This is a genomic window from Mycolicibacterium neoaurum ATCC 25795 (genome assembly GCF_000691525.1).
Taxonomy (GTDB): Bacteria; Actinomycetota; Actinomycetes; order Mycobacteriales; family Mycobacteriaceae; genus Mycobacterium; species Mycobacterium neoaurum.
The window spans coordinates 1-24,777 of sequence record NZ_JMDW01000010.1 but is presented as its reverse complement, the minus strand read 5'-3'; the positions used below and the strand labels follow the sequence as shown (position 1 = coordinate 24,777).

27 protein-coding genes and 1 pseudogene are annotated in these 24,777 nt (G+C 66.5%); 16 read left to right on the top strand and 12 right to left on the bottom strand.

Translation table 11 applies throughout. The features are described from left to right. Positions 1-4: 4 nt before the first annotated feature. On the bottom strand, positions 5-1,267 hold the full coding sequence (locus IC40_RS0113965; RefSeq protein WP_030135322.1) for an amidohydrolase family protein: 1,263 nt from the start codon (positions 1,265-1,267) through the stop codon (positions 5-7). A gap of 26 nt (positions 1,268-1,293) precedes the next feature. On the opposite strand from IC40_RS0113965, the gene IC40_RS0113960 reads away from it, so the two are divergent. Then, positions 1,294-2,151: an AraC family transcriptional regulator gene (locus IC40_RS0113960; RefSeq protein ID WP_030135321.1), complete on the top strand. Its 858-nt coding sequence runs from the start codon at positions 1,294-1,296 to the stop codon at positions 2,149-2,151. Positions 2,152-2,155: 4 nt separating this feature from the next. On the opposite strand, the gene IC40_RS0113955 is transcribed toward IC40_RS0113960, so the two are convergent. Continuing rightward, positions 2,156-2,785: a TetR/AcrR family transcriptional regulator gene (locus tag IC40_RS0113955; RefSeq protein ID WP_030135320.1), complete on the bottom strand. Its 630-nt coding sequence runs from the start codon at positions 2,783-2,785 to the stop codon at positions 2,156-2,158. 107 nt (positions 2,786-2,892) lie between these two features. Here IC40_RS0113955 and IC40_RS27290 point away from each other — a divergent pair, with 107 nt between their 5' ends. Genes IC40_RS27290 through IC40_RS0113940 form a run of 4 tightly spaced genes read left to right on the top strand, consistent with a single transcriptional unit; the run spans position 2,893 to position 5,987 of the window. Then, positions 2,893-3,183: a WhiB family transcriptional regulator gene (locus tag IC40_RS27290; RefSeq protein ID WP_081843442.1), complete on the top strand. Its 291-nt coding sequence runs from the start codon at positions 2,893-2,895 to the stop codon at positions 3,181-3,183. Positions 3,184-3,243: 60 nt separating this feature from the next. Beyond that, positions 3,244-4,164, top strand: coding sequence for an alpha/beta fold hydrolase (locus tag IC40_RS0113950; RefSeq protein WP_030135319.1), 921 nt, complete (start codon positions 3,244-3,246; stop codon positions 4,162-4,164). Positions 4,165-4,178: 14 nt separating this feature from the next. Then, positions 4,179-5,039 carry an LLM class F420-dependent oxidoreductase gene (locus IC40_RS0113945; protein ID WP_030135318.1) on the top strand — a complete coding sequence of 287 codons (861 nt, stop codon included), beginning with the start codon at positions 4,179-4,181 and terminating at the stop codon, positions 5,037-5,039. Positions 5,040-5,048: 9 nt separating this feature from the next. Beyond that, a complete protein-coding gene (locus tag IC40_RS0113940) occupies positions 5,049-5,987 on the top strand; it encodes an LLM class flavin-dependent oxidoreductase (protein WP_030135317.1) in 939 nt (312 codons plus the stop codon). On the opposite strand, the gene IC40_RS0113935 is transcribed toward IC40_RS0113940, so the two are convergent. The 3 genes from IC40_RS0113935 to IC40_RS0113925 form a co-directional block, all read right to left on the bottom strand. Continuing rightward, positions 5,984-7,255 carry a competence/damage-inducible protein A gene (locus IC40_RS0113935; protein ID WP_030135316.1) on the bottom strand — a complete coding sequence of 424 codons (1,272 nt, stop codon included), beginning with the start codon at positions 7,253-7,255 and terminating at the stop codon, positions 5,984-5,986. The genes IC40_RS0113940 and IC40_RS0113935 overlap by 4 nt on opposite strands. A gap of 13 nt (positions 7,256-7,268) precedes the next feature. Continuing rightward, the gene (locus IC40_RS0113930; protein WP_030135315.1) at positions 7,269-7,493 is read right to left on the bottom strand and encodes a hypothetical protein; all 225 of its coding nucleotides are present in this window, start codon (positions 7,491-7,493) and stop codon (positions 7,269-7,271) included. Positions 7,494-7,571: 78 nt separating this feature from the next. After that, entirely contained in the window at positions 7,572-8,315 is a 744-nt protein-coding gene (locus tag IC40_RS0113925) for a glucose 1-dehydrogenase (RefSeq protein ID WP_030135314.1), read from the bottom strand. A gap of 102 nt (positions 8,316-8,417) precedes the next feature. Between IC40_RS0113925 and IC40_RS0113920 the strand changes: the two genes are divergently transcribed. Then, the gene (locus tag IC40_RS0113920; RefSeq protein ID WP_030135313.1) at positions 8,418-9,494 is read left to right on the top strand and encodes an NAD(P)H-dependent amine dehydrogenase family protein; all 1,077 of its coding nucleotides are present in this window, start codon (positions 8,418-8,420) and stop codon (positions 9,492-9,494) included. 24 nt (positions 9,495-9,518) lie between these two features. Further along, positions 9,519-10,268, top strand: coding sequence for an HAD family hydrolase (locus IC40_RS0113915; protein ID WP_030135312.1), 750 nt, complete (start codon positions 9,519-9,521; stop codon positions 10,266-10,268). Here IC40_RS0113915 and IC40_RS27285 read toward each other — a convergent pair. Together IC40_RS27285 and IC40_RS0113910 are read right to left on the bottom strand one after the other, a co-directional pair. Further along, positions 10,210-10,410 (bottom strand): (2Fe-2S)-binding protein, encoded by a 201-nt coding sequence (locus tag IC40_RS27285; RefSeq protein WP_081843441.1) that lies wholly within the window; start codon positions 10,408-10,410, stop codon positions 10,210-10,212. The genes IC40_RS0113915 and IC40_RS27285 overlap by 59 nt on opposite strands. Next, complete coding sequence (locus tag IC40_RS0113910) at positions 10,410-11,033, bottom strand: hypothetical protein (protein ID WP_030135311.1); 624 nt, start codon at positions 11,031-11,033, stop codon at positions 10,410-10,412. Before IC40_RS0113910 ends, IC40_RS27285 begins: the two co-directional genes overlap by 1 nt. A gap of 184 nt (positions 11,034-11,217) precedes the next feature. On the opposite strand from IC40_RS0113910, the gene IC40_RS0113905 reads away from it, so the two are divergent. The 3 genes from IC40_RS0113905 (at position 11,218) to IC40_RS0113895 (ending at position 15,298) form a co-directional block, all read left to right on the top strand. Beyond that, a complete protein-coding gene (locus IC40_RS0113905; protein ID WP_030135310.1) occupies positions 11,218-12,348 on the top strand; it encodes a nitronate monooxygenase in 1,131 nt (376 codons plus the stop codon). 144 nt (positions 12,349-12,492) lie between these two features. After that, positions 12,493-13,050 (top strand): TetR/AcrR family transcriptional regulator, encoded by a 558-nt coding sequence (locus IC40_RS0113900; RefSeq protein ID WP_030135309.1) that lies wholly within the window; start codon positions 12,493-12,495, stop codon positions 13,048-13,050. A 1-nt stretch (position 13,051) separates the two neighbouring features. Next, a complete protein-coding gene (locus IC40_RS0113895) occupies positions 13,052-15,298 on the top strand; it encodes a molybdopterin-dependent oxidoreductase (RefSeq protein WP_030135308.1) in 2,247 nt (748 codons plus the stop codon). Positions 15,299-15,310: 12 nt separating this feature from the next. Here IC40_RS0113895 and IC40_RS0113890 read toward each other — a convergent pair whose 3' ends face one another. Beyond that, a complete protein-coding gene (locus IC40_RS0113890; protein WP_051644341.1) occupies positions 15,311-15,970 on the bottom strand; it encodes a hypothetical protein in 660 nt (219 codons plus the stop codon). A gap of 209 nt (positions 15,971-16,179) precedes the next feature. Here IC40_RS0113890 and IC40_RS0113885 point away from each other — a divergent pair, with 209 nt between their 5' ends. Next, positions 16,180-17,454, top strand: coding sequence for a cytochrome P450 (locus tag IC40_RS0113885; protein ID WP_030135306.1), 1,275 nt, complete (start codon positions 16,180-16,182; stop codon positions 17,452-17,454). Here IC40_RS0113885 and IC40_RS0113880 read toward each other — a convergent pair. Next, positions 17,399-17,749: a hypothetical protein gene (locus IC40_RS0113880; protein ID WP_081843440.1), complete on the bottom strand. Its 351-nt coding sequence runs from the start codon at positions 17,747-17,749 to the stop codon at positions 17,399-17,401. The genes IC40_RS0113885 and IC40_RS0113880 overlap by 56 nt on opposite strands. A gap of 128 nt (positions 17,750-17,877) precedes the next feature. Here IC40_RS0113880 and IC40_RS0113875 point away from each other — a divergent pair, with 128 nt between their 5' ends. Then, positions 17,878-18,612 (top strand): helix-turn-helix transcriptional regulator, encoded by a 735-nt coding sequence (locus IC40_RS0113875; RefSeq protein ID WP_090559123.1) that lies wholly within the window; start codon positions 17,878-17,880, stop codon positions 18,610-18,612. A gap of 12 nt (positions 18,613-18,624) precedes the next feature. On the opposite strand, the gene IC40_RS28125 is transcribed toward IC40_RS0113875, so the two are convergent. Continuing rightward, a complete protein-coding gene (locus tag IC40_RS28125; RefSeq protein WP_138158130.1) occupies positions 18,625-19,230 on the bottom strand; it encodes a hypothetical protein in 606 nt (201 codons plus the stop codon). A 128-nt stretch (positions 19,231-19,358) separates the two neighbouring features. Here IC40_RS28125 and IC40_RS0113865 point away from each other — a divergent pair, with 128 nt between their 5' ends. The 3 genes from IC40_RS0113865 (at position 19,359) to IC40_RS0113855 (ending at position 22,397) form a co-directional block, all read left to right on the top strand. Beyond that, complete coding sequence (locus IC40_RS0113865; RefSeq protein ID WP_042509726.1) at positions 19,359-20,054, top strand: response regulator transcription factor; 696 nt, start codon at positions 19,359-19,361, stop codon at positions 20,052-20,054. Beyond that, positions 20,051-21,496, top strand: coding sequence for a HAMP domain-containing sensor histidine kinase (locus IC40_RS0113860; protein ID WP_030135301.1), 1,446 nt, complete (start codon positions 20,051-20,053; stop codon positions 21,494-21,496). Before IC40_RS0113865 ends, IC40_RS0113860 begins: the two co-directional genes overlap by 4 nt. Positions 21,497-21,566: 70 nt before the next feature. Continuing rightward, positions 21,567-22,397, top strand: coding sequence for a formate/nitrite transporter family protein (locus IC40_RS0113855; RefSeq protein WP_030135300.1), 831 nt, complete (start codon positions 21,567-21,569; stop codon positions 22,395-22,397). Between the two features lie 16 nt (positions 22,398-22,413). On the opposite strand, the gene IC40_RS0113850 is transcribed toward IC40_RS0113855, so the two are convergent. Then, entirely contained in the window at positions 22,414-23,691 is a 1,278-nt protein-coding gene (locus tag IC40_RS0113850) for an MFS transporter (RefSeq protein ID WP_234411593.1), read from the bottom strand. 280 nt (positions 23,692-23,971) lie between these two features. Between IC40_RS0113850 and IC40_RS0113845 the strand changes: the two genes are divergently transcribed. After that, complete coding sequence (locus IC40_RS0113845; protein ID WP_030135298.1) at positions 23,972-24,466, top strand: TetR/AcrR family transcriptional regulator; 495 nt, start codon at positions 23,972-23,974, stop codon at positions 24,464-24,466. Positions 24,467-24,510: 44 nt separating this feature from the next. Here IC40_RS0113845 and IC40_RS0113840 read toward each other — a convergent pair. Next, a pseudogene (locus tag IC40_RS0113840) lies at positions 24,511-24,777 on the bottom strand (4-hydroxy-2-oxovalerate aldolase); the annotation flags it as partial.

Sequence of the window (24,777 nt, the reverse complement as noted above, 5' to 3'; positions counted from 1 at the left end):
AACCTTAGACCCGAGCGAAGCGCTTCTCGTCGTATAGCCGCGCCCATTCTTTGCGGGGTCGGATCGAGGTGTCGACGTCGGTCGCGGTGGCACGCAGCGCCCCGACGCTCGCCTTGTCACGGGGAGTGAGTTTGAACGGATCCCAACCGAAGAACCGGCACGAGTTCTCCCAGGTGATCTTGTTGATGTCGGCGTCCGTGGCGCCCGCGGCGAGCAGTTCGGCGTGCACCTGTTCGGGAGCATCGGGCCAGAAGCAGTCCGAATGTGGGTAGTCGCATTCCCAGGCGATGTTGTCGATACCGATCTCGTGCCGCAACTTCAGAGACGTCTTGTCCGTGACATAGCAGGCCAGCGAATGCTCGCGGAACACGTCGCTGGGCAGCTTGTCGCCGAAATCGCGGCGCAGCCATTTCTGATTGCTGTAGTGCCGGTCCGAACGATCCAGATAGAACGGTATCCAACCTATTCCACCCTCGGAGAACGCGAACTTCAGATCTGGGTAGTTACGCATCGCGGGCCCCCAGAGCAGGTCCTGGGCGCACATCGCCGAGACCTGGGTGGCCAGGATGATCAGGTTGTCGATCGGCGCGTTGGGCGCCATGCTGATCGCCCCGAAGCCGGTGCCGATGTGCAGGCACATCACCACCTGCTCATCGGAAAGAGTTTGGAACACCGGGCCCCAATACTCCTCATCGTGATAGCTCGGAATGCCTTCCAGGTGCGGCAGTTCCGGCATGGTGACCGCGCGACAACCCTTGGCCGCCACCCGCCTGATCTCCTTGCACATGGCCTCCGGATTCCATGTGGGCAGTACCGCGATCGGGATGAAGCGGTCGGGGTAGGCGCCGGCCCATTCGTCGATGTGCCAATCGTTGTAGGCCGACACCATGACCAAGGTGACGTCTTCGCGATGCATGTTCAGGTGTCGCGCAGAGAAGCCGGTGAAGGTCGGGAAGCACATCGAGGCGAGGATCCCGTTGCGGCTCATATCCCGGACGCGCTCATGGACGTCATAGACGCCGGGCCGCATCTCCGCGAAGCCCGCCGGGTCCCTACCCCACTCCTCGGCGGGCCAGGACACCACCGCATTGAGCCCGCTGACCCCTTGGGGACGGCCCTGATACATCCATTGGTCCACACCGTTGTCGTCGGTGACCACGATGGGCGCGTCGGCCTTGTACTTGGCGGGCACGTGGTTCAGGAACATGTCGGGCGGCTCGACCACATGGTCGTCGATGCTCACCAGGATCAGGTCATTGGTGTCCATGCCTTCAACTAGTACTCTCGGAAGCCATGACCGTCTCTGCGTTTTCGGACAGTTTTTTGTCTTTTTCGGCCACGTCGCGAAACGGCCGCCCGGTCATCGAATTACGCCGGGGTGGGCAGGCGCTGGCCGGCAGCTATCTGTACGAAGGCGACGGGCTCATCACCGGCTGGCACTCGCATGAGGTGCACCAGATCGAGTACGCGCTGCACGGTGTCGTCGAGGTCGAGACCGATGCCGGTCACTATCTGCTGCCACCCCAGCAGGCGGCGTGGATCCCGGCCGGACTGGAACACCAGGCGGTGATGAATCCCGACGTCAAGACGGTTGCGGTGATGTTCGACGCCAGGCTGATCCCCGACGAGGGGAACCGGGCGCGCATCATCGCGGTGTCGCCGTTGGTACGCGAGATGATGATCTATGCGCTGCGCTGGCCCATCGATCGGCCCAAGGGCGGGCCCGACGACGATCGGATTTCCGAGGAGTTCTTCCGGACACTGGCCAATCTCGTCACGGAGGCGCTCGACCACGAGGCGCCACTGAGCTTGCCGACCTCCGATCATCCCGTCGTCGCGGCCGCGCTGGCTTACACCAGAGAGCATTTGGACACGGCGACCGCCGAGGATGTCAGTCGGGCGGTGGCTGTTTCGGAGCGCTCACTGCGTCGACTGTTCGCCGACACCCTGGGGCTGTCCTGGCGGACGTACCTACTGCATGCGCGGATGCTGCGTGCGATGGCACTACTGGCCGGGCCGGATCAGTCGGTGCAGGCGACGTCCACGGCGGTGGGGTTCGACAGCATCAGTTCCTTCACGAGGAGCTTCGCCCAGTTCTGCGGAGAGACACCATCGGCCTACCGCAAAAGGGTTGCCCGCGAGGGCGATTGATTCTTTACCGGCGGTCCGGCGGCGGGAAGAGCCCCTCGCGCAGCAGCGTGTCCACCGAGGTCTGCCAGCGCGTCAGCTGCTCGGGAGCCGTGAACGGTTCGGGCAGGTGACGTTCGATGTGCGTCCGCAGGCTGACCGCACCCAGCGCAAGTACCAGGGAGTTCGTCGCAGCCCACCAGACGTCGATGTCCGGACGCGCCTCGCCGGTGTCGGCGCGCACCTGCCACCGGGCGGCACCGACTTCGAGCAACCGGTCGAAGACCGTCGCGCCGAGTTCGCTGCCGTCGACGACGGCACGTCCCAGATACGCAGCCACCTCAGGGTGCTCAGAAATTATCTGGTTCACCCGCTGACCTACCTCCGAGATCGAATCGGTGGCCGATCCTTCCTCGATCGGTTGCGACATCGGCGTGATCACGATGTCCAACACGTAATCGTCGACCGCCTTGATCAGGCCTGCCTTCGTCGCGAAATGGTGTTGCACGAGGCCCAGCGACACCCCTGCCGCGGCAGCCACACCGCGCAGCGTGGTCGCCGCCGCCCCCTGCGCGGCAAAACTGGCCAACGCCGCCCGACGAATTCTCTCGATGCTGGGCGGTTCCGCCGCACTCGGTCGGCCGGGCTCTGCACTCACATGAGCCACCGTAGTCAACATCACTCCCCTGTCGCCTCGACGGTAATGACCAATTTACGATACAAACGTATTGTCGAGTTGACGTTCGAGATCGGCAAGGGGGGAACATGTATCCGATAGCAGCGGCCGACAACGTCTGGACGGCACCCTGCGCGCAGGATCCCGATCGCTGGACGACGACGGCCGACGAGGGTGCCAAAGCGCTGTGCCGCGCCTGCCCGCGCCGCTGGCAGTGCGCCAAGGAGGCCTGCGTGACACCGGGGGCAGAGGGGTTGTGGGCCGGAATCGTGCTGCCGCCGGCAGGGCGCAGCCGGCAGTTCGCACTCAAACAACTGAAGTCGTTGGCCGAGCGCAATGGTGTTCCTGTGCGTCGCCGACGAGGTGACGCAGGGTCATGATCACCGGGGTGGGCCCCGGGCACCATGTCACGCAGATGTAATGCATGCCACACTCTGCGGATGGTTCCTTCCATTGCCCGCCCCAAGCTCGAGGGCAACGTAGCGGTCAGTGACGACCGACAGCTCGGGTTCGCCGAGTTCGGTGACCCCCAGGGCCGGCCGGTCTTCTGGCTGCACGGCACGCCGGGCGCCCGCCGGCAGATCCCAGCCGAGGCGCGCGCCTATGCCGCGCTGGAGAAGATCCGGCTCATCGGGGTGGACCGCCCCGGCATCGGCTCCTCCACCCCGCACCAGTACCCGAACGTGCTGGCGTTCGCCGAGGACCTGCGGACCATCGCCGACACCCTCGGGATCGACAAGTTCGCGGTCATCGGCCTGTCCGGCGGCGGGCCCTACACCCTCGCTGCGGCCGCGGCCATGCCCGACCGAGTGGTCGTGGCCGGCGTTCTCGGCGGTGTCGCGCCGTATGTGGGGCCCGACGGCATCGCCAGCGGATTGATGAACCTGGGCTCGACCGTGGCGCCCGTGCTCGAACTCGCAGGCGCACCCATCCGGCTGGCAGCCGCCACGCTGATCAAGTTCATCGCACCCATCGGCGGGCCGGCGCTGGAGATCTACGCCCGCATCTCCCCCGAGGGCGATCGCCGACTGCTCGGACGTCCCGAGTTCAAGGCGATGTTCCTCGATGACCTGCTCAACGGCGGCCGCAAACAGCTCTCGGCGCCGTTCTACGACATCGTCGACTTCGTCCGCGACTGGGGGTTCCGGCTCGACGAGGTGAAGGTGCCGGTCCGTTGGTGGCACGGCGACAAGGACCATATCGTCCCCTTCGCGCATGGCGCCCATGCGGTCTCGCGGCTGCCGGATGCCGAGATGACGGTGTTGCCCGGGGAGAGCCATCTCGGGGGGCTCGGTTGCGCCGAGGAGATCCTCCGTACGATGTTGGACATCTGGGATCGCGAGGGCCAGGCCTCTCGCTGAAAGGAGTTCGGCACGTGGAACTTTCGGGCACCGGAATCTGGAGCTCACATCTGCGCTACGGGGACGCCGGTCAGGCCGCCGAGGCGGCGGCCGAACTGGAGGAGTTGGGATACCCGGCACTGTGGATCCCCGATGTCGGCGGACCGGTGCTCGAATCGGTGGAGAACCTGCTGACCGCCACGAAGTCGGTCACCATCGCCACCGGCATCCTCAACCTCTGGATGCACGATCCCGCCGAGGTGGCCGCGACACACACCCGGTTGCAGGCCGCGCACGGCGGACGATTCCTGCTGGGGATAGGCGTCAGCCACGCTCCGCTGATCGACTCGAAGGCACCGGGCACGTACCGCAAGCCGCTGGCCGCCACCGCAGCTTTCCTCGACGGCCTCGACAATGCCGAGCAGCCGGTGCCCGCAACCGACCGGGTCCTCGCGGCACTCGGACCGAAGATGCTGCAGCTCTCGGCTGATCGCTCGCGCGGTGCACACCCCTATCTCGTCACTCCCGAGCACACCGCCACCGCGCGCGAGGTGCTGGGAGCCGGGCCGCTGCTGCTGCCCGAGCAGACCGTGGTCCTCAGCGAGGATGCCGACTTCGCCCGCGGTATCGCCCGGGACTGGGTGCGCAACTATCTGGCCATGCCGAACTATGCCAACAACCTGTTGCGCTCCGGTTTCACCGAAGAGGACGTCACATCGGTCAGCGACCGCCTCGTCGACGCGATCGTGGTCTGGGGTGACGAGCAGACCATCCTTACTCGGGTGAACGAGCACAAGGCCGCGGGCGCCGATCACGTCTGCATCCAGGTACTCGACAGTGATCCGTCTGCGCTTCCCCTGGAGCAGTGGCGCCGACTGGCGCCCGTACTTAACTGACCGAACGTCATGGCATCCCTGGACATCGGTGTCTATGTCCCGCAGATGGCATTCACCTTCGCCGAGGTGCTGCACCGGGCGCGACGCTGCGAGGAACTCGGCATCGAGTCGTTGTGGTTGTACGACCACCTCTACGCGCCGGGGATGCCGGAGGTTGATTCTTTGGAGGCCTGGACGCTGGCCACCGCGCTGCTCAGCCGGACCGAACGGTTGCGTGTCGGACACATGGTGCTGTGCAACCAGTTTCGCCACCCCGTGATGCTGGCGAAGATGGCGGCCACACTGGATCGGATTTCCGACGGCCGTTTGCAGCTCGGCCTGGGCAGCGGGTCCATCGAGGACGAGCACCGGCGCAGCGACCTGCCGTGGGGCAGCTTCGCCGATCGTTCGGCCCGCCTCGGTGAGACGCTCGAGATCCTGACCCAGGCCTTCGCCACCGGCACCGTGTCGTTGGCCGGAGCGCACTACACGGTGACGGACATGTCGATCAGGCCCACTCCGGTGCAACGCCCGCGGCCGCCGATCGTGGTCGGCGGCGTCGGCGAGAAGTACACCCTGCCGTTGGTGGCCCGCTATGCCGATGTGTGGAATGTGCCCACTTATGCCCTCGACCAACTGGCGCACAAGCAGTCGGTGCTGCGCAGGTTGTGCGAGCAGATCGGGCGGGACCCGGACACCATCCTGATGTCGGTGGAGGCGGTCATGGCGCTGGCTCCCGATGAGCAATCCCTGCCAGCCGTGCGCACCTTCGCCGAGAAGCGCTTCGGCGGTCCGGGATTCGGCCTCCGCGAGGGCGGACTGATCGGGACCGCCGCGATGATCGTCGACCGGTTACGGCAGTGGCAGCAGCTCGGCTTCGGACAGGTGGTCCTGTTCACCCACGACCGCGCCTCGGATGAGACGCTGGAAAACCTCGCCGCGGGTGTGATATCCGAGTTCGCGGACTAGGTCCGGCCCAGCTCCTGGCGCAGCAGGTGCATCGCAACCGTGGTGGAACGTTCCCGGACGTCACTACGGTCGCCGGGCAGCCGCAGGGTGCGCACGACGGTGTCGCGCCCAGCCAGCGCCACGCCGAAACAGACTGTGCCGACCGGTTTCTCCGCCGTTCCACCACCAGGCCCGGCGATCCCGGTGATGCCCACCGCGGTATCCGCGCCGAACCTGGCCAGCGCACCCTCGGCCATTGCCCGCGCAACCGGTTCGGATACCGCGCCGTGCTGGGCGATCAGGGCCCCGTCGACCCCGAGCACCTCGGTCTTGGCATCGTTGGAATAGGACACCACCCCGCCGGCCAGGTACGCCGATGAGCCTGCCCGGTCTGCCAGCCGCGCGGCGAGCAGACCGGCCGTGCACGATTCGGCGGTCGCGATGGTGCGACCCATCAGCAAGGCAGCGACCTGATCGTCGATCAGGGAACCGTCCTCGGAGAACAACTCTCGCGGATAGCGCTCACGTAGCAAGTCGACCAGAGCGGTGTAGGTGGCGGCGGCGTCGGGTTCATACCGGGTGACGATCTCCAGCTCGCCACGGCGCAGGCAGGTGGTGATCTCCAGCCGGTCGAATCCGGTGACCTGGGATTGCGCCTCGCGCAGGGTCTCTGCCAGTCCGGACTCGGGCAGCCCGAACATCCGCAGGGTCTGTTGCCGATATTCGGTGCGTCCGGCTATGGCCTGCTGGACACCGTCGGTGGCCACCGCGGTGGCCCACATCGGTTGGAGTTCACGGGGCGGACCGGGAAGCACCACCACGGTGGGCAGGTGGTCGGAGTGCAGGACGACTCCGGGTGCGGTGCCAACCGGCTCGAGGATCTGGGCCCCCACCGGCACCATCGCCTGTTTGCGGTTGGCCGCCATCACTGCGTCGAAATCCACACCCGGTCTGCTCGCGCCGAGCCGGCGCAAGATGTCCGCGATACGCTGTTCCAGCTGGCTGTCCAGGACGAGGTCGCGGCCGTAGAACCCGGCGACGGTGGCAACCGTCAGATCATCGGCAGTCGGGCCAAGCCCACCGCTGGTGATGATGAGATCGACATCCTGGCCCGCCAGGAACACCAGCTGTGCGGTGAGATCGTCGGCGCGGTCACCACATTGCGTGATGTGCGCGAGCTCGACGCCCAACTCCAGCAGCCGGTCGGCCAGCCACGGACCGTTGAGATCACGAACCCGTCCGGTCAGCACTTCGGTCCCGGTGATCACGATCCCGGCGCGCACGCTCATGGGTGCAGCCTAGTCAGCGCGACAGCCAGCCCTTCACCGTGTCGAGCTCACGGGTGTACTGCTCCATCATGTCGTCCTGATAGCGCGAGCCACCCGAAAGCGCGTCGTCACCGCCCCAGATCACCCGGATCCGGGTCGCGTCGCGCAGATAGACGTCGACGCGGTCGATCGTGCGCCGGTTCCATCCCTTGTCGGCGGTGAAGTCGGCGAGGGCCTGCCGTTCCGTTCCGTCAGCCATGGGTCCTCCTCTGTCGGCTGCCCGTCATCCTGCCCTGTGCGGTGACGGGCGCCGCGAGCGGTGCCGGTCGGCACCGGATCAGAAGAGGTCCTTGTGCGGGACGTCGGTCACCAGGCCACCGTCGACCACGAATTCCGCACCGGTAGAGAACGACGACTCGTCGCTGGTCAGGAACACGATGAAGGTCGCGACCTCCTCGGAGGTACCGGGGCGGCCCAGCGGCGAGGTCACCATGTCATCGGGGAAATGCTTGGTCATCGGGGTGCGGATGAAGCCGGGGTGCACCGAGTTGATCCGGATGTTGAACTTGCCGAGCTCGATCGCGGCAGATTTCGCCAGACCTCGAACGGCCCACTTGGAGGCCACGTACGGATGCACCATGGGTGCACCGCGCAGACCTTCGATCGAGGACACGTTGATGATCGATCCGCCACCGGCAGCCTTCATCTGTTCGACGACGGCCTGCATGCCCAGGAAGGTGCCGGTGAGGTTGACGTCGATGACCTTCTGCCACTTCGCCATGTCGAACTGGCCGATCTTGCCCAACGCGACGATGCCGGCGTTGTTGACCAGGGTGGTGACCTTGCCGTACGTCTCGACGGCCAGGTTGACCGCGGCCTCCCACTGGTCGGCCTGGGTGACGTCGAGGTGGATGTAGCGTGCGGCATCGCCGATTTCGGCAGCCAGCGCCTCGCCCTTGTCGTCGAGAATGTCGCCGATGACCACGTTGGCGCCCTCGGCCACCAGCATCCGGGCGTGCGCGGCGCCCATCCCCTGCGCCCCACCGCTGATCAGTACAACTTTGTCGTCCACGCGTCCCATGGGCGCACACGCTACCGCACGCCGCGCCGAACTAGAACCTGTTCCAATTCCGCCCTGAACCGCGCATACTTCGATCAGACCACACACCGTCAGGAGACTCGTATGGCCATTCGCGTGGCACTCGTCGGCACCGGAAACTGCGGGCGGCTGGCCCTGATCCAGCTGATCGAGGATCCGCGATTCGAGCTCGTGGCCGTCGGCACGTCCACCGAGTCGAAGGTCGGCGTCGACGCCGGTGAGCTGGCAGGCCTGGATATCCGCACCGGCGTGGCGGCAACCCCCGGCATGGATGACGCCATCGCCGCCGCCCCGGACTGTCTGGTGTACTGCGCGATGGGTGACACCCGTCCGGTGGAGGCCACCCGTGACGTGATGGCGGCCCTGGCCGCAGGCATCAACGTGGTCGGATCCGCACCGGGGGGCCTGCAATTTCCCTGGGGGGCCATGCCCGAGAAGGCCATCGCCCGTGTGGAAGAGGCCGCTCGGCAGGGGAATTCGAGCGTTTTCATCACCGGCGTCGACCCCGGGTTCGCCAGCGATCTGGTGCCCTTCGCCGTCGCCAGCACGTGTCAGCGCATCGACCAGATCAAGACCATGGAAATCGCGGACTACGCCACCTACGACGGCACCGAGGTGATGTCCATCGTGATGGGGTTCGGCAATCCGATCGACCAACCGGGCATGCTGTTTCTTCCTGGAATCCTGGGTGCCGCGTGGGGAACGGCGATCAAGATGCTCGCGGCGGGACTGGGTGTCGAGGTCGATGAGATCACCGAGAGCTACGAGCTGGAGCCGGCCCCCGAAGACATCGAGGTTGCCACCGGCGTCATCGCGAAGGGCACCGTGGCCGCCATGCGGTTCGAGATCAACGGAATGGTCGGTGGCCGACCCGTGATCGTCGTCGAGCACATCACCAGGGTGCGTGCGGACCTGCGGCCGGACTGGGCCCAGCCTGCCCAACCGGGCGGTTCGTACCGCGTGGAGATCACCGGCGAACCGTCCTATGTCGTGGACATCTGCCCGACGAGCGCACGCGGCGACCACAACTACGCCGCGATCCTGGCCGCTGCGGGGCGGATCGTGAACGCCATCCCGGATGTCATCGCCGCACCCGCAGGCATCCGCACCACCCTCGACCTGCCGCTGGGCACCGGTAAGGGCCTGGTCTATCAGGTCTGATCCACTGATCCGCACAATGGAGGGGTGACCGACCCGCTAGCCGCCGTCCTCGCGAGTCCGCAGGGGCCCCAGGTCGGTGCATTCTTCGATCTCGACGGCACGCTGGTGCGCGGCTTCACCGCGACCGTGCATGCCGGACACCGCTTCCGCAACGGACAGTCCGGCTTCGGTGAACTCACCGGCATCTTGGAGGCCTCCGTCCGCTACAAGGTCGGGCGCATGGAGTTCGCCCGGTTGCTGCAGCGGGCCGCGGGCTATCTGGTCGGCGATTCCCTTGCCGAGCTCGAGGCACTCGGCGAGACGTTGTTCAACGAACGCATCATCGGCCGACTGTTCCCGCTGATGACCAAGGTGGTGGCCGCGCACCAGGAGCGCGGGCACACCGTCGCCATGAGCTCGTCGGCACTGACCATGCACGCGGGACCGGTCGCCCGGCACCTCGGGATCGAGCACGTCCTGTGCAACCACTTCGACGTCGACGAGGCCGGCAGGCTGACCGGTGAGATCGTCCGACCCATCATCTGGGGCCGCAACAAGGCCCGCGCGGTCACCGAGTTCAGCGCCGCCAACGGTGTCGAGCTGGGGCGCAGCTTCTGCTACGCCGACGGCACCGAGGATCTGCCGCTGCTCGATGCCGTCGGGCACCCGTACGCGGTGAATCCACGGTCCGGTCTGGCCGCAGCGGCCACCCGAAACGGCTGGCCGATCCTGCGGGTCAATTCCGCGGAGGACCGCCGCCGGTGGTCCCGGGTCCTGCGGGCCGGGAATCGATGATCGCGCGGACCGTCCGACGGCACCGTCCGCAGTCCGCGCCCGCGCCACACGCCGCAGCCACCTGGTTGGCGGTGCGAGCCCCGGCCTCCACCGCCTCGATCACCTGATGACTGGTGATGCCTTGGCAGAGGCATACGAACATCAGCAGGGCTCGATGGTCATCATCTGCTGGAACTGACCGATGAACACCGGCGGATACGCTCCGACCCCGGCTTCGATGAGCCACTCCGCGGCAGCATCGGAATCGTGCAACCAACGTCGCGCGCTGGATTCGTCGTCTACCTGTTGCAGGAGCAGGACCTCGTTCGGATCGTCGAAGGCGCGGAAGCACCAGAGCCGCTGCACACCCGACGCGCGGAACGACCGGGCAGCGCTGCGCACCCGGCTGTTCAGCTCCGCGATATCAGCGACCGGGGTGATCATCGAGACCATCACAGGCGGCGCAGCGTGGTTGTCATTGTCGAAGTCGATGCGCTCGACAAGCTCCCCGGCGAAAACCGCCGGTAGATCTCGAACTCCGGCCGCATCGAACCAATCGAAGAACACCCGGGAGCGCAGTAGGTCCCGTATCGGTTCACGGGCGCGAACCCCGAGAATCACCAGAACCCGTTCCGAATCGGTTGTCGAGGCGTATACCAATACGTGGTGTACGCCCATGTCGGCGAGAGCTTCGGTACGACGTTGCAACAGGGGCCATACCGAGCTCGGATCGGGTACCCGGTAGTCCGACACCAGCACCAGAGAGTTCGCCAGCCAGTCCCTCATCGCGGTGCTCCCGGTGCAAATCGCATACGACCGCTGTCAACGCGGTTATCAAAAAACGACAATTACATTCTCGCACGATGGCGTGGGCGGCGAGTCCAGATTTGCCGGGAGTCCCGTGTCGTTGACAGCGGTTGTGATACTAAACTAGAACACGTTTCAGTCGCGCCCCAAGCAAGGAGCAGGTATGCACACCGCCCTCTGTGACCAACTCGGCATCGAGTTCCCGATCTTCGCCTTCACCCACTGCCGTGACGTCGTCGTCGCGGTCAGCAAGGCAGGCGGATTCGGCGTACTCGGGGCGGTCGGGTTCACCCCCGAGCAGCTCGAGGTCGAGCTCAACTGGATCGACGAACACATCGGCGATCACCCCTACGGCGTGGACATCGTGATCCCGAACAAATACGAGGGCATGGACGCCAACATGTCGGCCGACGAGCTGAAGTCGACGTTGAACGCCCTGGTGCCGCAGGAACACCTCGACTTCGCCAAGAAGCTGTTGGCCGACCACGGCGTACCCACCGGAGACCTCGACGACAACGCACTTCAGTTGCTCGGCTGGACCGAGGCGACCGCGACGCCGCAGGTGGAGATCGCCCTGCAGCACCCGAAGGTCACCCTGATCGCCAACGCGCTCGGCACTCCGCCCGCCGACATGATCAAGCACATCCACGAGTCCGGACGTAAGGTCGCCGCGCTGTGCGGGTCCCCCGCGCAGGCCCTCAAGCACGCCGAAGCCGATGTCGACATCATCATCGCCCAAGGCGGCGAGGGTGGTGGCCACTGCGGCGAGGTCGGCTCGATCGTGCTGTGGCCGCAGGTGGTCAAGGCGGTGGCTCCGCGCCCCGTCCTGGCAGCCGGTGGTATCGGCAGCGGTCACCAGATCGCCGCGGCGCTGGCGATGGGTGCGCAGGGCGCGTGGACCGGCTCGCAGTGGCTGATGGTCGAGGAAGCCGAGAACACCCCTGTTCAGCAGGCAACATACGCAAAGGCATCCAGTCGCGATACCGTGCGCAGCCGTTCGTTCACCGGCAAACCGTGCCGGATGCTGCGCAACGACTGGACCGATGCCTGGCAGACCGCGGGCAATCCCGAGCCGCTGGGCATGCCCTTGCAGTACATGGTGTCCGGCATGGCCGTCGCCGCCACGCACAAGTTCCCGGACCAGACGATCGACGTGGCCTTCAATCCCATCGGCCAGGTGGTCGGCCAGTTCACCAAGGTCGACAAGACCTCCGCGGTCATCGAACGCTGGGTGCAGGAGTACCTCGAAGCCACCAACACGCTCAACGAGATCAACGAGGCCGCCACCGTGTAGTCGGCACCGGCCACCCCAAAACCCGCGAATCCCGCCGGCCTCCGTTCTCCCGGACCGGCGGGATTCGTGCTGTCCGGGGTTGACCGCAGCACGCACAGCATATGTATGCTGCTATACATAATTCTGGCGGGAGGAGCCTGCGCGATGGCCAAACACCGAGACCGGATGGTCGCTTCGGCCGCCGTTCTGATCAGAGAACGCGGAGCGCACGCCACCGCGATTGCGGACGTGCTCGAACACAGCGGCGCGCCGCGCGGCTCCGCGTACCACTACTTTCCCGGCGGGCGAACCCAACTACTCTGTGAGGCAATCGACTTCGCGGCCGAGTTCATCGCCCACCGGATCGCCTCGGCACCGTCCGCGCTCGACGCGCTCGACGCCGTGGCCGACGGTTTCCGCGTCCAGTTGACCGAGACGGGTTACCGAGCCGGTTGCCCAGTGGTCGCGGTCGCGGTGGAAGCCGACAACCCCGAGATCACCGAGCGTGCCGCGGCGGCATTCACCCGCTGGATCGAGCTGATCGAACGAATGCTGCGCGCCGACGGCGTGGCTGCCGACCGCGCGGCTGAACTGGCGATGCTGACGACCACCGCCATCGAGGGTGCCGTGCTGGTCAGCCGCACCACCGGGTCGAGCGCCGCGCTCGACCTCGTGCACCGACAGTTGCGCGCGCTGGTCACAGCGGAGACCGGAAGGGACTGACATGGCCGTGCAGAGCGATTGGCAACCCACCGCATGCATTCTGTGTGAATGCAACTGCGGCATCGTGGTTGCGCTACAGGACCGGACGATCACCAAGATCCGCGGCGACAAGGCGCATCCCGCTTCGCAGGGCTACACCTGCAACAAGGCGCTGCGTCTGGATCACTATCAGAACAACCCGAACCGACTGACCTCCCCGCTGCGCCGTCGCGATGACGGCAGTTACGAGGAGATCGACTGGGATACCGCGATTTCCGAGATCGCCGAGCGGTTCTTGGCGGTGCGCGACCAGCACGGTGGGGACAAGGTCTTCTATTACGGCGGCGGCGGACAGGGCAACCACCTCGGCGGCGCATACAGCGGTGCGTTCCTCAAGGCCATCGGTTCGCGGTACCGATCGAATGCGCTGGCCCAGGAGAAGACCGGCGAGTTCTGGATCGACGCACAGCTCTACGGCGGGCACACCCGCGGCGAGTTCGAACATGCCGAGGTATCGGTGTTCATCGGCAAGAACCCGTGGATGTCGCAGAGCTTCCCGCGGGCGCGGGTGGTGCTCAACGAGATCGCCAAGGATCCGGCACGGTCGATGATCGTCATCGACCCGGTGCGCACCGATACCGCCGAGCTCGCCGACTTCCACCTGCGGGTCCGCCCGGGCACCGATGCCTGGTGCCTGGCCGCGCTCGCCGCGGTGTTGGTGCAGGAGGGCCTTTGCGACGAGGAGTTCCTGACCGCCCGGGTCACCGGGGCGGCGGGTGTGCGCGCGGTACTCGCCGATGTCGATGTGGCCGCGTACGCCACCCGCTGCGGAGTCGACGAGGCGTTGATTCGCGGCGCCGCCCGGCGCATCGCCGCCGCGGCCAGCGTCTCGGTGTTCGAGGACCTCGGTATCCAACAGGCACCCAACAGCACGTTGTGCTCGTACCTGAACAAGCTGCTGTGGATCTTGACCGGCAACTTCGCCAAACGTGGCAGCCAGCATCTACATTCGTCGTTCGCACCGCTGTTCAGCGCCGGGGGCGTGGGCCGCACGCCGGTCACCGGCGCGCCGATCATCTCGGGGCTGGTGCCCGCCAACGTCGTGCCCGACGAAATCCTCACCGATCACCCCGACCGCATTCGGGCGATGATCGTGGAGAGCAGCAATCCGGCGCATTCGGTGGCCGATTCGGCGCGCGTCCGCACCGCGCTGGGCGCGCTGGATCTACTGGTGGTCATCGATGTCGCGATGACCGAGACCGCGCGCCTGGCGCACTACGTTCTGCCGGCCGCCAGTCAGTTCGAGAAAGCCGAGGCGACGTTCTTCAATCTCGAGTTCCCGCACAATACGTTTCAACTGCGCCACCCGGTGCTCGACCCGCTGCCGGGAACCTTGCCCGAACCGGAGATCTGGGCGCGGCTGGTGCGCGCACTCGGAGTGGTCGACGAGGCGGACCTACATCCGTTGCGCGTTGCCGCCCGCGCGGGGCTGGAGTCCTACACCGCAGCCTTTTTCACCGCCATCAGCACAAATCCCGCACTGGGACGGGTCCTCCCGTTCGTGCTGTACGACACGCTCGGCCCGACCCTGCCAAGGGGGCTGAGCGGAGCAGCGGCCCTGTGGGGTTTGGCGCAGAAGACCGCGATGACCTATCCGGAAGCAGTTCGCCGAGCCGGCCACGCGGATGGCAATGCCCTGTTCCGCGCGATCCTGGACAATCCCTCCGGCGTCACCTTCACCGAGCACGAGTACGCCGACGACTTCGCTTTGATCAGCCATCCCGACCGGCGGATCGCCCTCGACATTCCCGAAATGCTTGCCGAGACGAGGGCGCTGGCTGCCGACCGCTCTCCTCTCACCAGCACCGAGTTCCCCTTGGTGCTGTCCGCCGGGGAACGACGCGCCTTCACCGCCAACGACATCCTGCGGGATCCGTCCTGGCGCAAACGTGACCACGATGGCGCCCTGCGGATCAGTCCCGAGGACGCCGACGATGCCGGTGTCGGCACGGGCGACCTGGTGCTGATCACCACCGCGTCCGGTTCGGCGACGGCCACCGTCGAGATCAGCGATGCCATGCAGTGCGGGCATATCGCCCTGCCCAACGGTTTCGGTGTGGATCACATCGGTGCCGATGGCCGGGCCGTCGCGCCCGGCGTGGCACCCAACGAGCTGACCGCGTCACATTGGCGCGACGAGTATGCCGGCACCCCGTGGCACAAACACGTCCCGGCGCGGGTGGAAAGGGTGGCGGCAGCCTCGTCATGAGGCGCCGTGCGGCTACGGGAGCGGCAGCGGGGCCGGAGCCTCTGCGGCGGCGGGCACCAGCGGTGCGGGACCCGACGGAGCCGGGGCGGGCGGCTGCGGTGCTCCCGGCGGCGGCGCCACCGGCGGCAGCGGCGCACCCGGAGCCAGCGGGGCCGCGGGATCGCGCGGATACTGGATCGGCACGTTCGGACCGGGGGCCTGGGCAGGCATCGGCGTGTTCATCCCACGCTGCGCGAGGCCGAGGACCAGCGCTTCCTTACCGCTGATCTCCTGATTCTGGACCGCGTGCCATAAATCGCGCAGGTAACTGACGTTCGGTGAGGGATCGCGTCCGGCCAAGGCGGGATCCATGGTGGTGCCCACCGGCAACGCATCGGGACTCGGCAGATGTGGCGTGCCGTCCATCGATGGCGCCGGAGCAGCCACGACCGCGCCGGGCGCGGCTGCGGCGGGATCGGGCGCCGGTGCGGTCGGATCGGGTGCCGGGGCCGGGGCAGCGAGAACGGCGGGGCCGGGTGCCGGCGGCGCCACCACGGGACCGGGCGCGGGCATCGGTGGGACGGGGCTCGGAACGGGCTCGGCCAGCGCTGTCGCAGGAACAGCAAGCGCGACGCACAGGCCCGCCGCGCACCAGCTCGCCGTGGTCACGAACCGACGAAGGTCGACACTCATCGCAGCTGCCTCTCACTGAAGCCAAGGGACCGAAGTTCTGACGCAGAATGTATCTCCACCGACCTGGTTCGCGTTACTCGGACAAAACGAGAACAGGTTCTTCTCAGCACTTCGTACGACTTTGCCGAAGCTCCGCCACGCAGGCCCCGGGGTGGTGTAGCAATGCGTTAGGCCACTAGACAGCTTCGTCGCGAGGAGTCCTGGACGCCATGACCGACACCGCCCACGCCCGGCAGCCCAACCTTCCACCCGGTTTCGATTTCACCGATCCGGACATCTACGCCCATCGGCTGCCCATCGAGGAATTCGCCGAGATGAGGCGCGTCGCGCCGATCTGGTGGAACGAACAACCGGCCGGAAAGGGCGGCTTCGGCGACGGCGGGTACTGGGTCGTCACCAAGCACAAGGACGTCAAGGAGGTCTCCCGGCGCAGCGACGTCTTCTCCAGCCTTGAGAAGACCGCGCTGCCGCGTTACGCCGACGGCACCGTCGCCGACCAGATCGATACCGGCAAGTTTGTCCTGTTGAACATGGACGCTCCGCATCACACCCACCTGCGCAAGATCATCTCCCGCGCCTTCACACCGCGCGCCATCGAACTCTTGCGCGCGGACCTGGCCGAACGCGCACGTGAGATCGCCGCAAGGGCGGCCGCCGCCGGCTCGGGCGATTTCGTCGAGCAGGTGTCGTGCGAACTACCGCTGCAGGCGATCGCCGGGCTGATGGGTGTTCCGCAAGAAGACCGGATGAAACTGTTCCACTGGTCCAACCAGATGGTCGGCGACATGGACCCAGAGTTCGCCGGCAACGACGCGATCAGCGCATCGGTCGAGCTGATCACCTACGGCATGAAGCTGGCCGCCGAACGGGCCGACTCCCCCGGCGAGGATCTGGTCACAAAGCTGGTGCAGGCCGATGTCGAGGGCCACAAGCTCTCCGACGACGAACTGGGGTTCTTCGTGGTGCTGCTCGCCGTCGCGGGTAACGAGACGACCCGCAACTCGATCACCCAGGGGATGATGGCGTTCACCGATTTCCCGGATCAATGGGAGCTTTTCAAACGGGAGCGGCCGTCGACGACGGCCGACGAGATCGTCCGGTGGGCTACACCGGTGACGTCGTTTCAGCGCACCGCCCTGGCCGACACCGAACTGTCCGGGGTCTCGATCAAGAAGGGGCAGCGCGTGGTGATGATGTACCGCGCGGCCAATTTCGACGAGGACGTCTTCGACGATCCGTACACGTTCAATATCCTGCGGGACCCCAATCCCCATGTCGGCTTCGGCGGCACCGGCGCGCATTACTGCATCGGCACCAGCCTCGCCCGGATGACCATCGATCTGATGTTCAATGCCATCGCTGATGCGATGCCCGACATCACCTCGCTGGCCCAACCCGAACGATTGCGTTCGGGATGGCTCAACGGCATCAAACACTGGCAGGTCGACTACGTCGGCGCGTCGAAACAGGCTGTGCACCAATAATTGCGGGCTCGGGGTAGTCCAGAACGGAACGCCAGTAGCCCTCGTCGATCTCGGCACCACGGCGCAGCACCAGTGCGAGCCCGGTTGCCATCGCGATGCCGAGCAGCCCGAGCCACAACCCGGCGAGGGCGATCAGCACCCACAGGGCGGCGGTCAGTGCCGGCCACGGCGACATGATGGCAAGCACCGGCGCGAAAAAGAAGCCGGCGCCGATGTACCAGGACGACCCGGCCCGGTCGCATCGCAACACCGTTCGCAACCATCGGGGAACCCGCGGATCCATTGTTGTGCTCATACCGCCACGGTGCTCTCCGCGCATGAGCCTCGCAATTACCACCGAGGTAATGGAGTTTGGTCCGATCCTGGCCGACACTGGCTCAGGTGACCGGTGTCGACCTGCAGAATCCGCCACTCGGTGCCCTGATGAAGGCCTGGCGGCAGCGGCGGCACCTCAGTCAACTCGACCTGGCCTCCGAAGCCGATGTGTCGGCACGCCACGTCAGCTTCATCGAGACCGGGCGCGCCGTGCCGAGCCGGGCGATGGTGCTGCGGCTCGCCCACGCACTGGGTGTTCCGGCCCGCGAACAAAATCAGTTGCTCCTGGCGGCGGGACTGGCGCCCGCGTACTCCGAACGCGGCCTGGACGACCCCGGGATGTCCGCGGTGCGCACCGGAGTGGAGCGGGTGCTCGACGCCTACAACCCGTTTCCATGCCTGGCCGTCGACCGGTACTGGAATGTGCTGCAGACCAACACCGGCGCGGCGATCCTGCTCGACGGGGTCGCCGCCCATCTGCTGGCTGTGCCCAATGCGCTGCGCATCGCATTGCATCCCGACGGCCTGGCACCGCGCATCCGCAATCTCGCGCAGTGGCGCCACCACGTGATCGGCAGGTTACGCCGGGAAGCAACGCTGAGCGGGTCGGACCAGTCTGCGGCGCTGCTCACCGAGATCGAGTCCTATCCGGGTGGCCAGGACGAGACCATCGACCTCGGCGGCGTAGCGGTGCCACTGGAACTCATCGGTACCGACGGGCGCGTGCTGACCTTCCTGAGCACCGTCACCACCTTCGGTACTGCGCTGGACCTCACCGCCGCCGAGCTCAGTATCGAGGCGTTCCTGCCGGCCGACGACGCGACCGCCGCAGCGCTGCGCTGAATGGCGCGCCGCCTAACCTGCGGGACGCTCCGCGGGTAGCGGCGCCTCGCCGGCGGGCGGGACGGGCCGGGGTCCCGCCGGCTCACCGTCCGCGGGCGGGACGGGACCGGGCGGCGGGCCCGCGGGTCCACGATCGCCGGGACCGGGTCCTCGCGGGCCTGGACCGGGACCCGGGTCACCCGGTCCTTGCGGACCCGGACCGTGGGCACCTGGACCGTGGCCACCGGGTCCCGCTCCCCCGGGTCCGGGCGCACCGGGCCCGCCGTCGGCCGGGCCGGGCGGCATCGGGGGACGCGGTGCAAACATCCCTGGCCCGCCTGGCCCTTCCGGTCCTTGACCGGGTGCCGGCGGGCGAGCGAAACCACCTGGGTCCGGTGTGCTGCCCACGGTCAACGAGACCATGGGGTGTGCGTCGACGGCGACGCCGCCCAGAAAGCCGACCAGCAGCCCGGCTGCCGCGGTGGCCACCGCCACCCCGACCTGTTGGCGGCGGGCCGGACGCCTCTCGGCGATCTCGTGTTCCTGCGCAGAGACCTGCTGGTGGGCCACCGGCGCGGTGACCTCCGACGAGCTCGTCGGCTCGCCGGAATCGGGTTGACTGCGTTGATCATTGGACATGACGACTCCTCGCGTGGGAAAGCTGACGAGAGTCGACGCTAAGCGGCCGTTCTGAAGCGAACCTGAAGCCCGGGCCGGGATCGGCGATCTTCAGATTCGCTTCAGCCTGCGAACGTCACAATGGACGGGTGACACCCTCCACCGGCGCGGTACGCCGCCCACCGCACGTGCTGCTGGTCGAGGACTCTGCCGCCATCCGCGAGATGGTCGCCGAAGCGCTGCGAGACGCGGGGTACACGGTGTCGGCCTACTCCGACGGTGACGGACTTGAGGACCGGCTGGCCGGTCACCGGCCCGACGCCGTCATCCTGGACGTGATGATCCCCGGACGGGACGGCTTCGAGTTGATCGATGTCGTCCGCGAGTGGGGTGAGGCCGGCATCATCATGCTCACCGCCCGCGACGGCCTACCCGACCGGCTGCGCGGGCTCGACGGCGGCGCCGACGACTATGTCGTCAAGCCCTTCGAGATCCCCGAGTTGCTGTCGCGGGTCAACGCGGTGTTGCGCCGCCGCGGGACACTCGCCTCGATCATCGAAGTGGGCGACTTGTTGGTCGACAAGGAGGCCGCCGTCGCCACCCGAGCGGGTCAGCCGTTGTCGCTGACCGCGACGGAATTGAAACTCCTGGAGTTCCTCGTCGATCAGCGCGGCCGAATCGTGAGTGCCGCACAGATACTCGATGCGGTATGGGGTTACACCGCATACGACGACAACCTGGTCCACGTACACATGAGCAGCCTGCGCCGGAAACTCGAGGCACATGGTCCCCGGCTCGTGCACACGGTGCGCGGAATCGGCTACCGTCTGCAACTCACCGCATGAGCACATCCACTCCGTCGCTGACCCGTCGGACGATCGTCGCCGTGTTGATCGTGCTCACGGTCCTGCTGGCGCTGCTCGGTGTGACCATCGACGCGGTGGTCGGCGCCCAGGCCAGAAAGGACCTCCACGACCGACTCATGTCCGCAGTCGCACGTGCCGATTCGCTCGCCGCGCAGGGCGCGTCGCCGCAACGCCTGGTCGCCGAGACCGGCGGTGGCGGGATCCGCACCCGCCTGGTCACCGCTACCGGGGCGTCCTTCGGCGACCCCTTCGTGACGGCCGGTCCGGCATCCGACGCGGGTCCGCCACCACCGCCCCACCCACCCGGGCCAGGCGGCGGGCCGCCGGACCCCGGGCCGAGGCACCGCCCACCCCCACCGCCGCCGGACGGGACCACCGCGACGGTCATCGACCACCCCCTTCCCGGCGGTGACCGACTCATCCTGCTTGCCGACACCACGGCCACCACCGCACTGCTGCAACAGCTGCGCATCATCCTCGTCCTGTCCGGCCTCGGCGTCCTGGGGGTCGCTGCGATAAGTGTGGCCGCTGTGGTGCGGGCCGCGATGTCTCCCCTTCGTCGATTGACCGCGGTTGCTGAGAACATCGCATCCGGCGACCGGGGCACGCGACTGGCGCCGGATCGTCCTGACACCGAATTGGGAAGGGCAGCATCGGCATTCGACACGATGCTGGATGCGCTCGAGACCTCCGAGAGGCGTGCGCACGCCGCAGCCGCAGAAGCAGAGCGCGCAGATGCGGCCACCCGGCAGTTCCTCGCCGACGCCGCCCACGAGCTGCGCACGCCGATCGCCGGCATCCACGCGGGAGCCCAACAAATTGTGGCGGCTGCGCTGCAGGACATCGACAATCCAGCTGCCGCCGCACAACAGCATCGGGCCGATTTGGTGCTGACCGAGGCACGTCGGGCCGGGCGACTGGTATCCGACATGCTCGATCTGAGCAGGATCGACGCCGACCCCCGCCTGGAGCTCCAACACTGCGACATCGTCGAACTGGCGGACAACGAGAGGCGGCGAATTGCGATGCTGGCGCCGGCGGTGACCGTGACCATCAACGCACCGGACGCATTCGCTGCGGTGGTCGACCCGATCCGCGTCCAGCAGATCCTGACCAACCTCGGCGACAACGCGCGCCGGCACACGCCCGCCGACGGGTCGATCACGCTGGACGTCACCGGTCACGGCGACATGGTCACCGTCACCGTCACCGATACCGGACCCGGGGTGCCTGCCGATCAGCGGGAGCGAATCTTCGATCGGCTCGTTCGGCTCGATCAGTCGCGGGCCCGCGATCTGGGTGGGTCCGGTCTGGGGCTACCGATCGCGCGGGCCCTCGCCCGCGCCCACGGTGGTGACCTCGTCTGCGTCGACCATCCGTCGGGGGCACGCTTCACCGTCACCCTGCCGACACACCGGTAAAGCCGCAGCTTCGAACTCCGCCGGCGGGGTACCCCGCGGATCTACTGTCGCCGACACGGAGGAGTCGCCCATGAGCCCGAGCAGCCAGCGCGAGTTGGGCAGCTCCGGCAGCCCGATCGAGGACGAACTCGAAGACGCGTTCAACAGGATGGTCGACGAGGGCACGCAACGACTGCACCGCAGCTGGCGCGAAGTGCTTGTGACCGGTTTCTTCGGCGGCACCGAGGTGGCGATGGGCGTACTGGCCTACCTGTCGGTGCTCGCCACCACCGGTAATCAACTGCTCGCCGGAGTGGCGTTCTCCATCGGTTTCCTGGCGCTGCTACTCGGTCGCAGTGAGCTGTTCACCGAAGGCTTCCTCATTCCCATCACCACGGTGGCCGCCAAACGGGCGGGCATCGGTCAGCTGATCGCATTTTGGAGCGGCACCCTGGTGGCGAACCTGGCCGGTGGCTGGGTGCTGATGTGGTTGATCATGCTGGCGTTTCCGAAGTTGCACGAACAGACCATCGAGTCCGCCGGACACTTCGTGACCGCTCCGGTTTCCGCTGAGACGATTGCTCTGTCGCTTCTCGGCGGCATGGCCATCACGCTGATGACCCGCATGCAGCACGGCACCGACTCGGTGTTCGGCAAGATCGCCGCCGCGGTGGCGGGTGCCTTCCTGCTGGCGGGTCTGCAGATGTTCCACTCGATCCTGGACTCGCTGTTGATCTTTGGCGCCCTCGCCACCGGAGAGGCACCGTTCGGATATCTGGACTGGCTCGGCTGGTTCGGTTATGTGGTGATCGGCAACATCATCGGCGGTTTGGGTTTGGTGACGCTGCTGCGACTGCTGCGCAGCAAGGACCGCATCAAGGAGGAGCGTACCGAGGCCGAGGCCGACGAGTCGGGAGACTGAGCTGCCGGCGTGTGCATCAAATGCCGGTCAGATCGCGTCCGCGGGTCTCGGTCAGCCTCAACACCGCGGCCACGGTGACCAGACCACAGCCGCCGGCAAGGAGCACCAGCGGCCCGCTCGAGACATCGTGGGCATGCAGACTGCTGGCGATCAGCGGGGTGAAACCGGCACCGAGCAAGGCCGCGAGCTGATAGCCCATGGAGGCCCCCGTGTATCGGACCGTTGTACCGAACATCTCCGAGAACAAGGCCCCCAGGGGTGCGAACATCATGGACTGGATGATCTGAGCGATCACCATCGCCAGGATCAGGTACCCCTGCGATCGCATATCGATCAGCGCATAGAACGGCCATGCGTACACGATGATTCCGATCGCGCCGGCAAGCATCACCACGCGACGCCCGAGAAAATCGGATAACGCCGACAACAACGGAATCGCGACCAGGCCGGTCAGCGAGGTGAAGATCAGCGCAGTCATGACGTCGGTTCGGTGGTAGCCGATCGCCGTTGCATAACTGATCATGTAGGTGCTGATGAGCGCCGTCAGCGCGAACGGACCGATACCGACCGCGCAGGCAAGGATCAGGGTGCGCGGCCTTTTCAGAACCTGGAGAAACGGCGGAGCAGTGTGAGCGGTGCGGACGTCTCTGGCCGCGGCCTCGAACACCGGGCTCTCGGTAACCGATAACCGCACGTATACGCCCAGACCCAGCAATAGAAGACTCACCAGGAACGGCACGCGCCAGCCCCACGACAACAGATCATCATCAGGCAGCAGCGTCACGATCGTCACCACACCCACGGACAGAAGCGAACCGATCGGCGAGCCCATTTGCATCAGACCGTTCCAGAAACCCCGCCGGTCGGCGTCGGCATGCTCGGTGACCATCAATGTGGCGCCGCCCCATTCGCCGCCGATGGCAATGCCCTGGACGACGCGCAGCAGTACCAGCAGAATCGGTGCTGCCACACCGATGGCCGAGTAGGTGGGCAACACACCGATCACGAAGCTCGACGCGCCCATCAGCACCATGGTCAAGACCAGCATCGACTTTCGACCCACCCGATCACCGAAGTGGCCGAACAGGATCCCGCCCAGTGGCCGGGCAACGTAACCGGCCGCCAGTGTGCCGAATGCAGCGATGGTGGCCACCGCGGGATCGGAATCGGGAAAGAAGACCAGTCCGAAGACGAGCGCACTCATCGTTCCGTACACGAGGAAGTCGTAATACTCGATCGCAGTGCCCAGCAGGCTGGAGAGTGCGACCCGTCGAAGCACCCGAGGTTCGGTCACCGACACATTCTCCACCGGGCCTCCTGCGGGTCGCGACGTTCGGCGACATCGTGGCGTGTGGCGGCGTGCCTGGGTAGACGATGTCTCGCCCACCGGGACGTCATCGAAATCGCTGCGGCCGAAACACTCTCGCGTTCCATTCACCGAGAGCGCACAAGTCGAGTCGATCCTCCGCGATCTATCGTGTCCTGGACACCGGAGGAGGTCCGTCATCCAGCACGCCGCCACTGAAGCGAAGGCTCGGCCGGCACCAGACCGGATCCTCGTCACCGCGCTGGGCATGGCCGATCACGATTACGACGACTTCCAGATCAGGCTGGTCGCGCACCGTGCGCATGTTTCGCCCGCCACCCTTTACCGCCACTTTGCGTCGAAAGACGAACTTCTGATGGCATGTCTGAACAATTGGTTGACCGACCTCGTCCCATTGGTCTGCGATGAGTTGACCCGATGGGATGACCTGGGCGGCCGCGTCGGGCACGCGGTGGCGCGAATAACACTCGGTATCGTCGAAAAGCCGCTTTTGGCCGCTGCTTTCACACGATCGTACCTTCTGTCGAATATCGCTTCACCGACGTCGGACACCGTGCATTCGACACTGTCGTCGCTGTTTGCTCACGCGGTCGGCACCCACCGGAGTGGACCGAGTGAACTATTGACCGATATCTGGTCTGTCAACATGCCGGCCTTGCTGCAACGCAGGATCACCCTCACCGAGCTTCACGATCGGATGGGTCACAGCGCCGCCGCAATCGGCCTCGCGCCGGCTGACTGACCGGTCCGGCTGATGCCACCGCACACCAGCCGGACCATGAACCACTAAACCGATGAGCCCTGTTCGCGTTTGATTTCCAGGGCGATGTCGATGAGTTGGTCTTCTTGGCCGCCGATGAGTTTGCGTTGCCCGGCGCGGTGCAGCAGTTGGTGGGCGGGTACGCCGTAGCGTTCGGACTGGCGGATGGCGTGCTTGAGGAAGCTGGAGTACACCCCCGAGTAACCCATGATCAACGCGTTGCGATCCAGCAGGCATTCGGTGGGCATGGCCGGGGCGACGACCTCTTCGGCGGCATCGGCGATCTCGAAGAA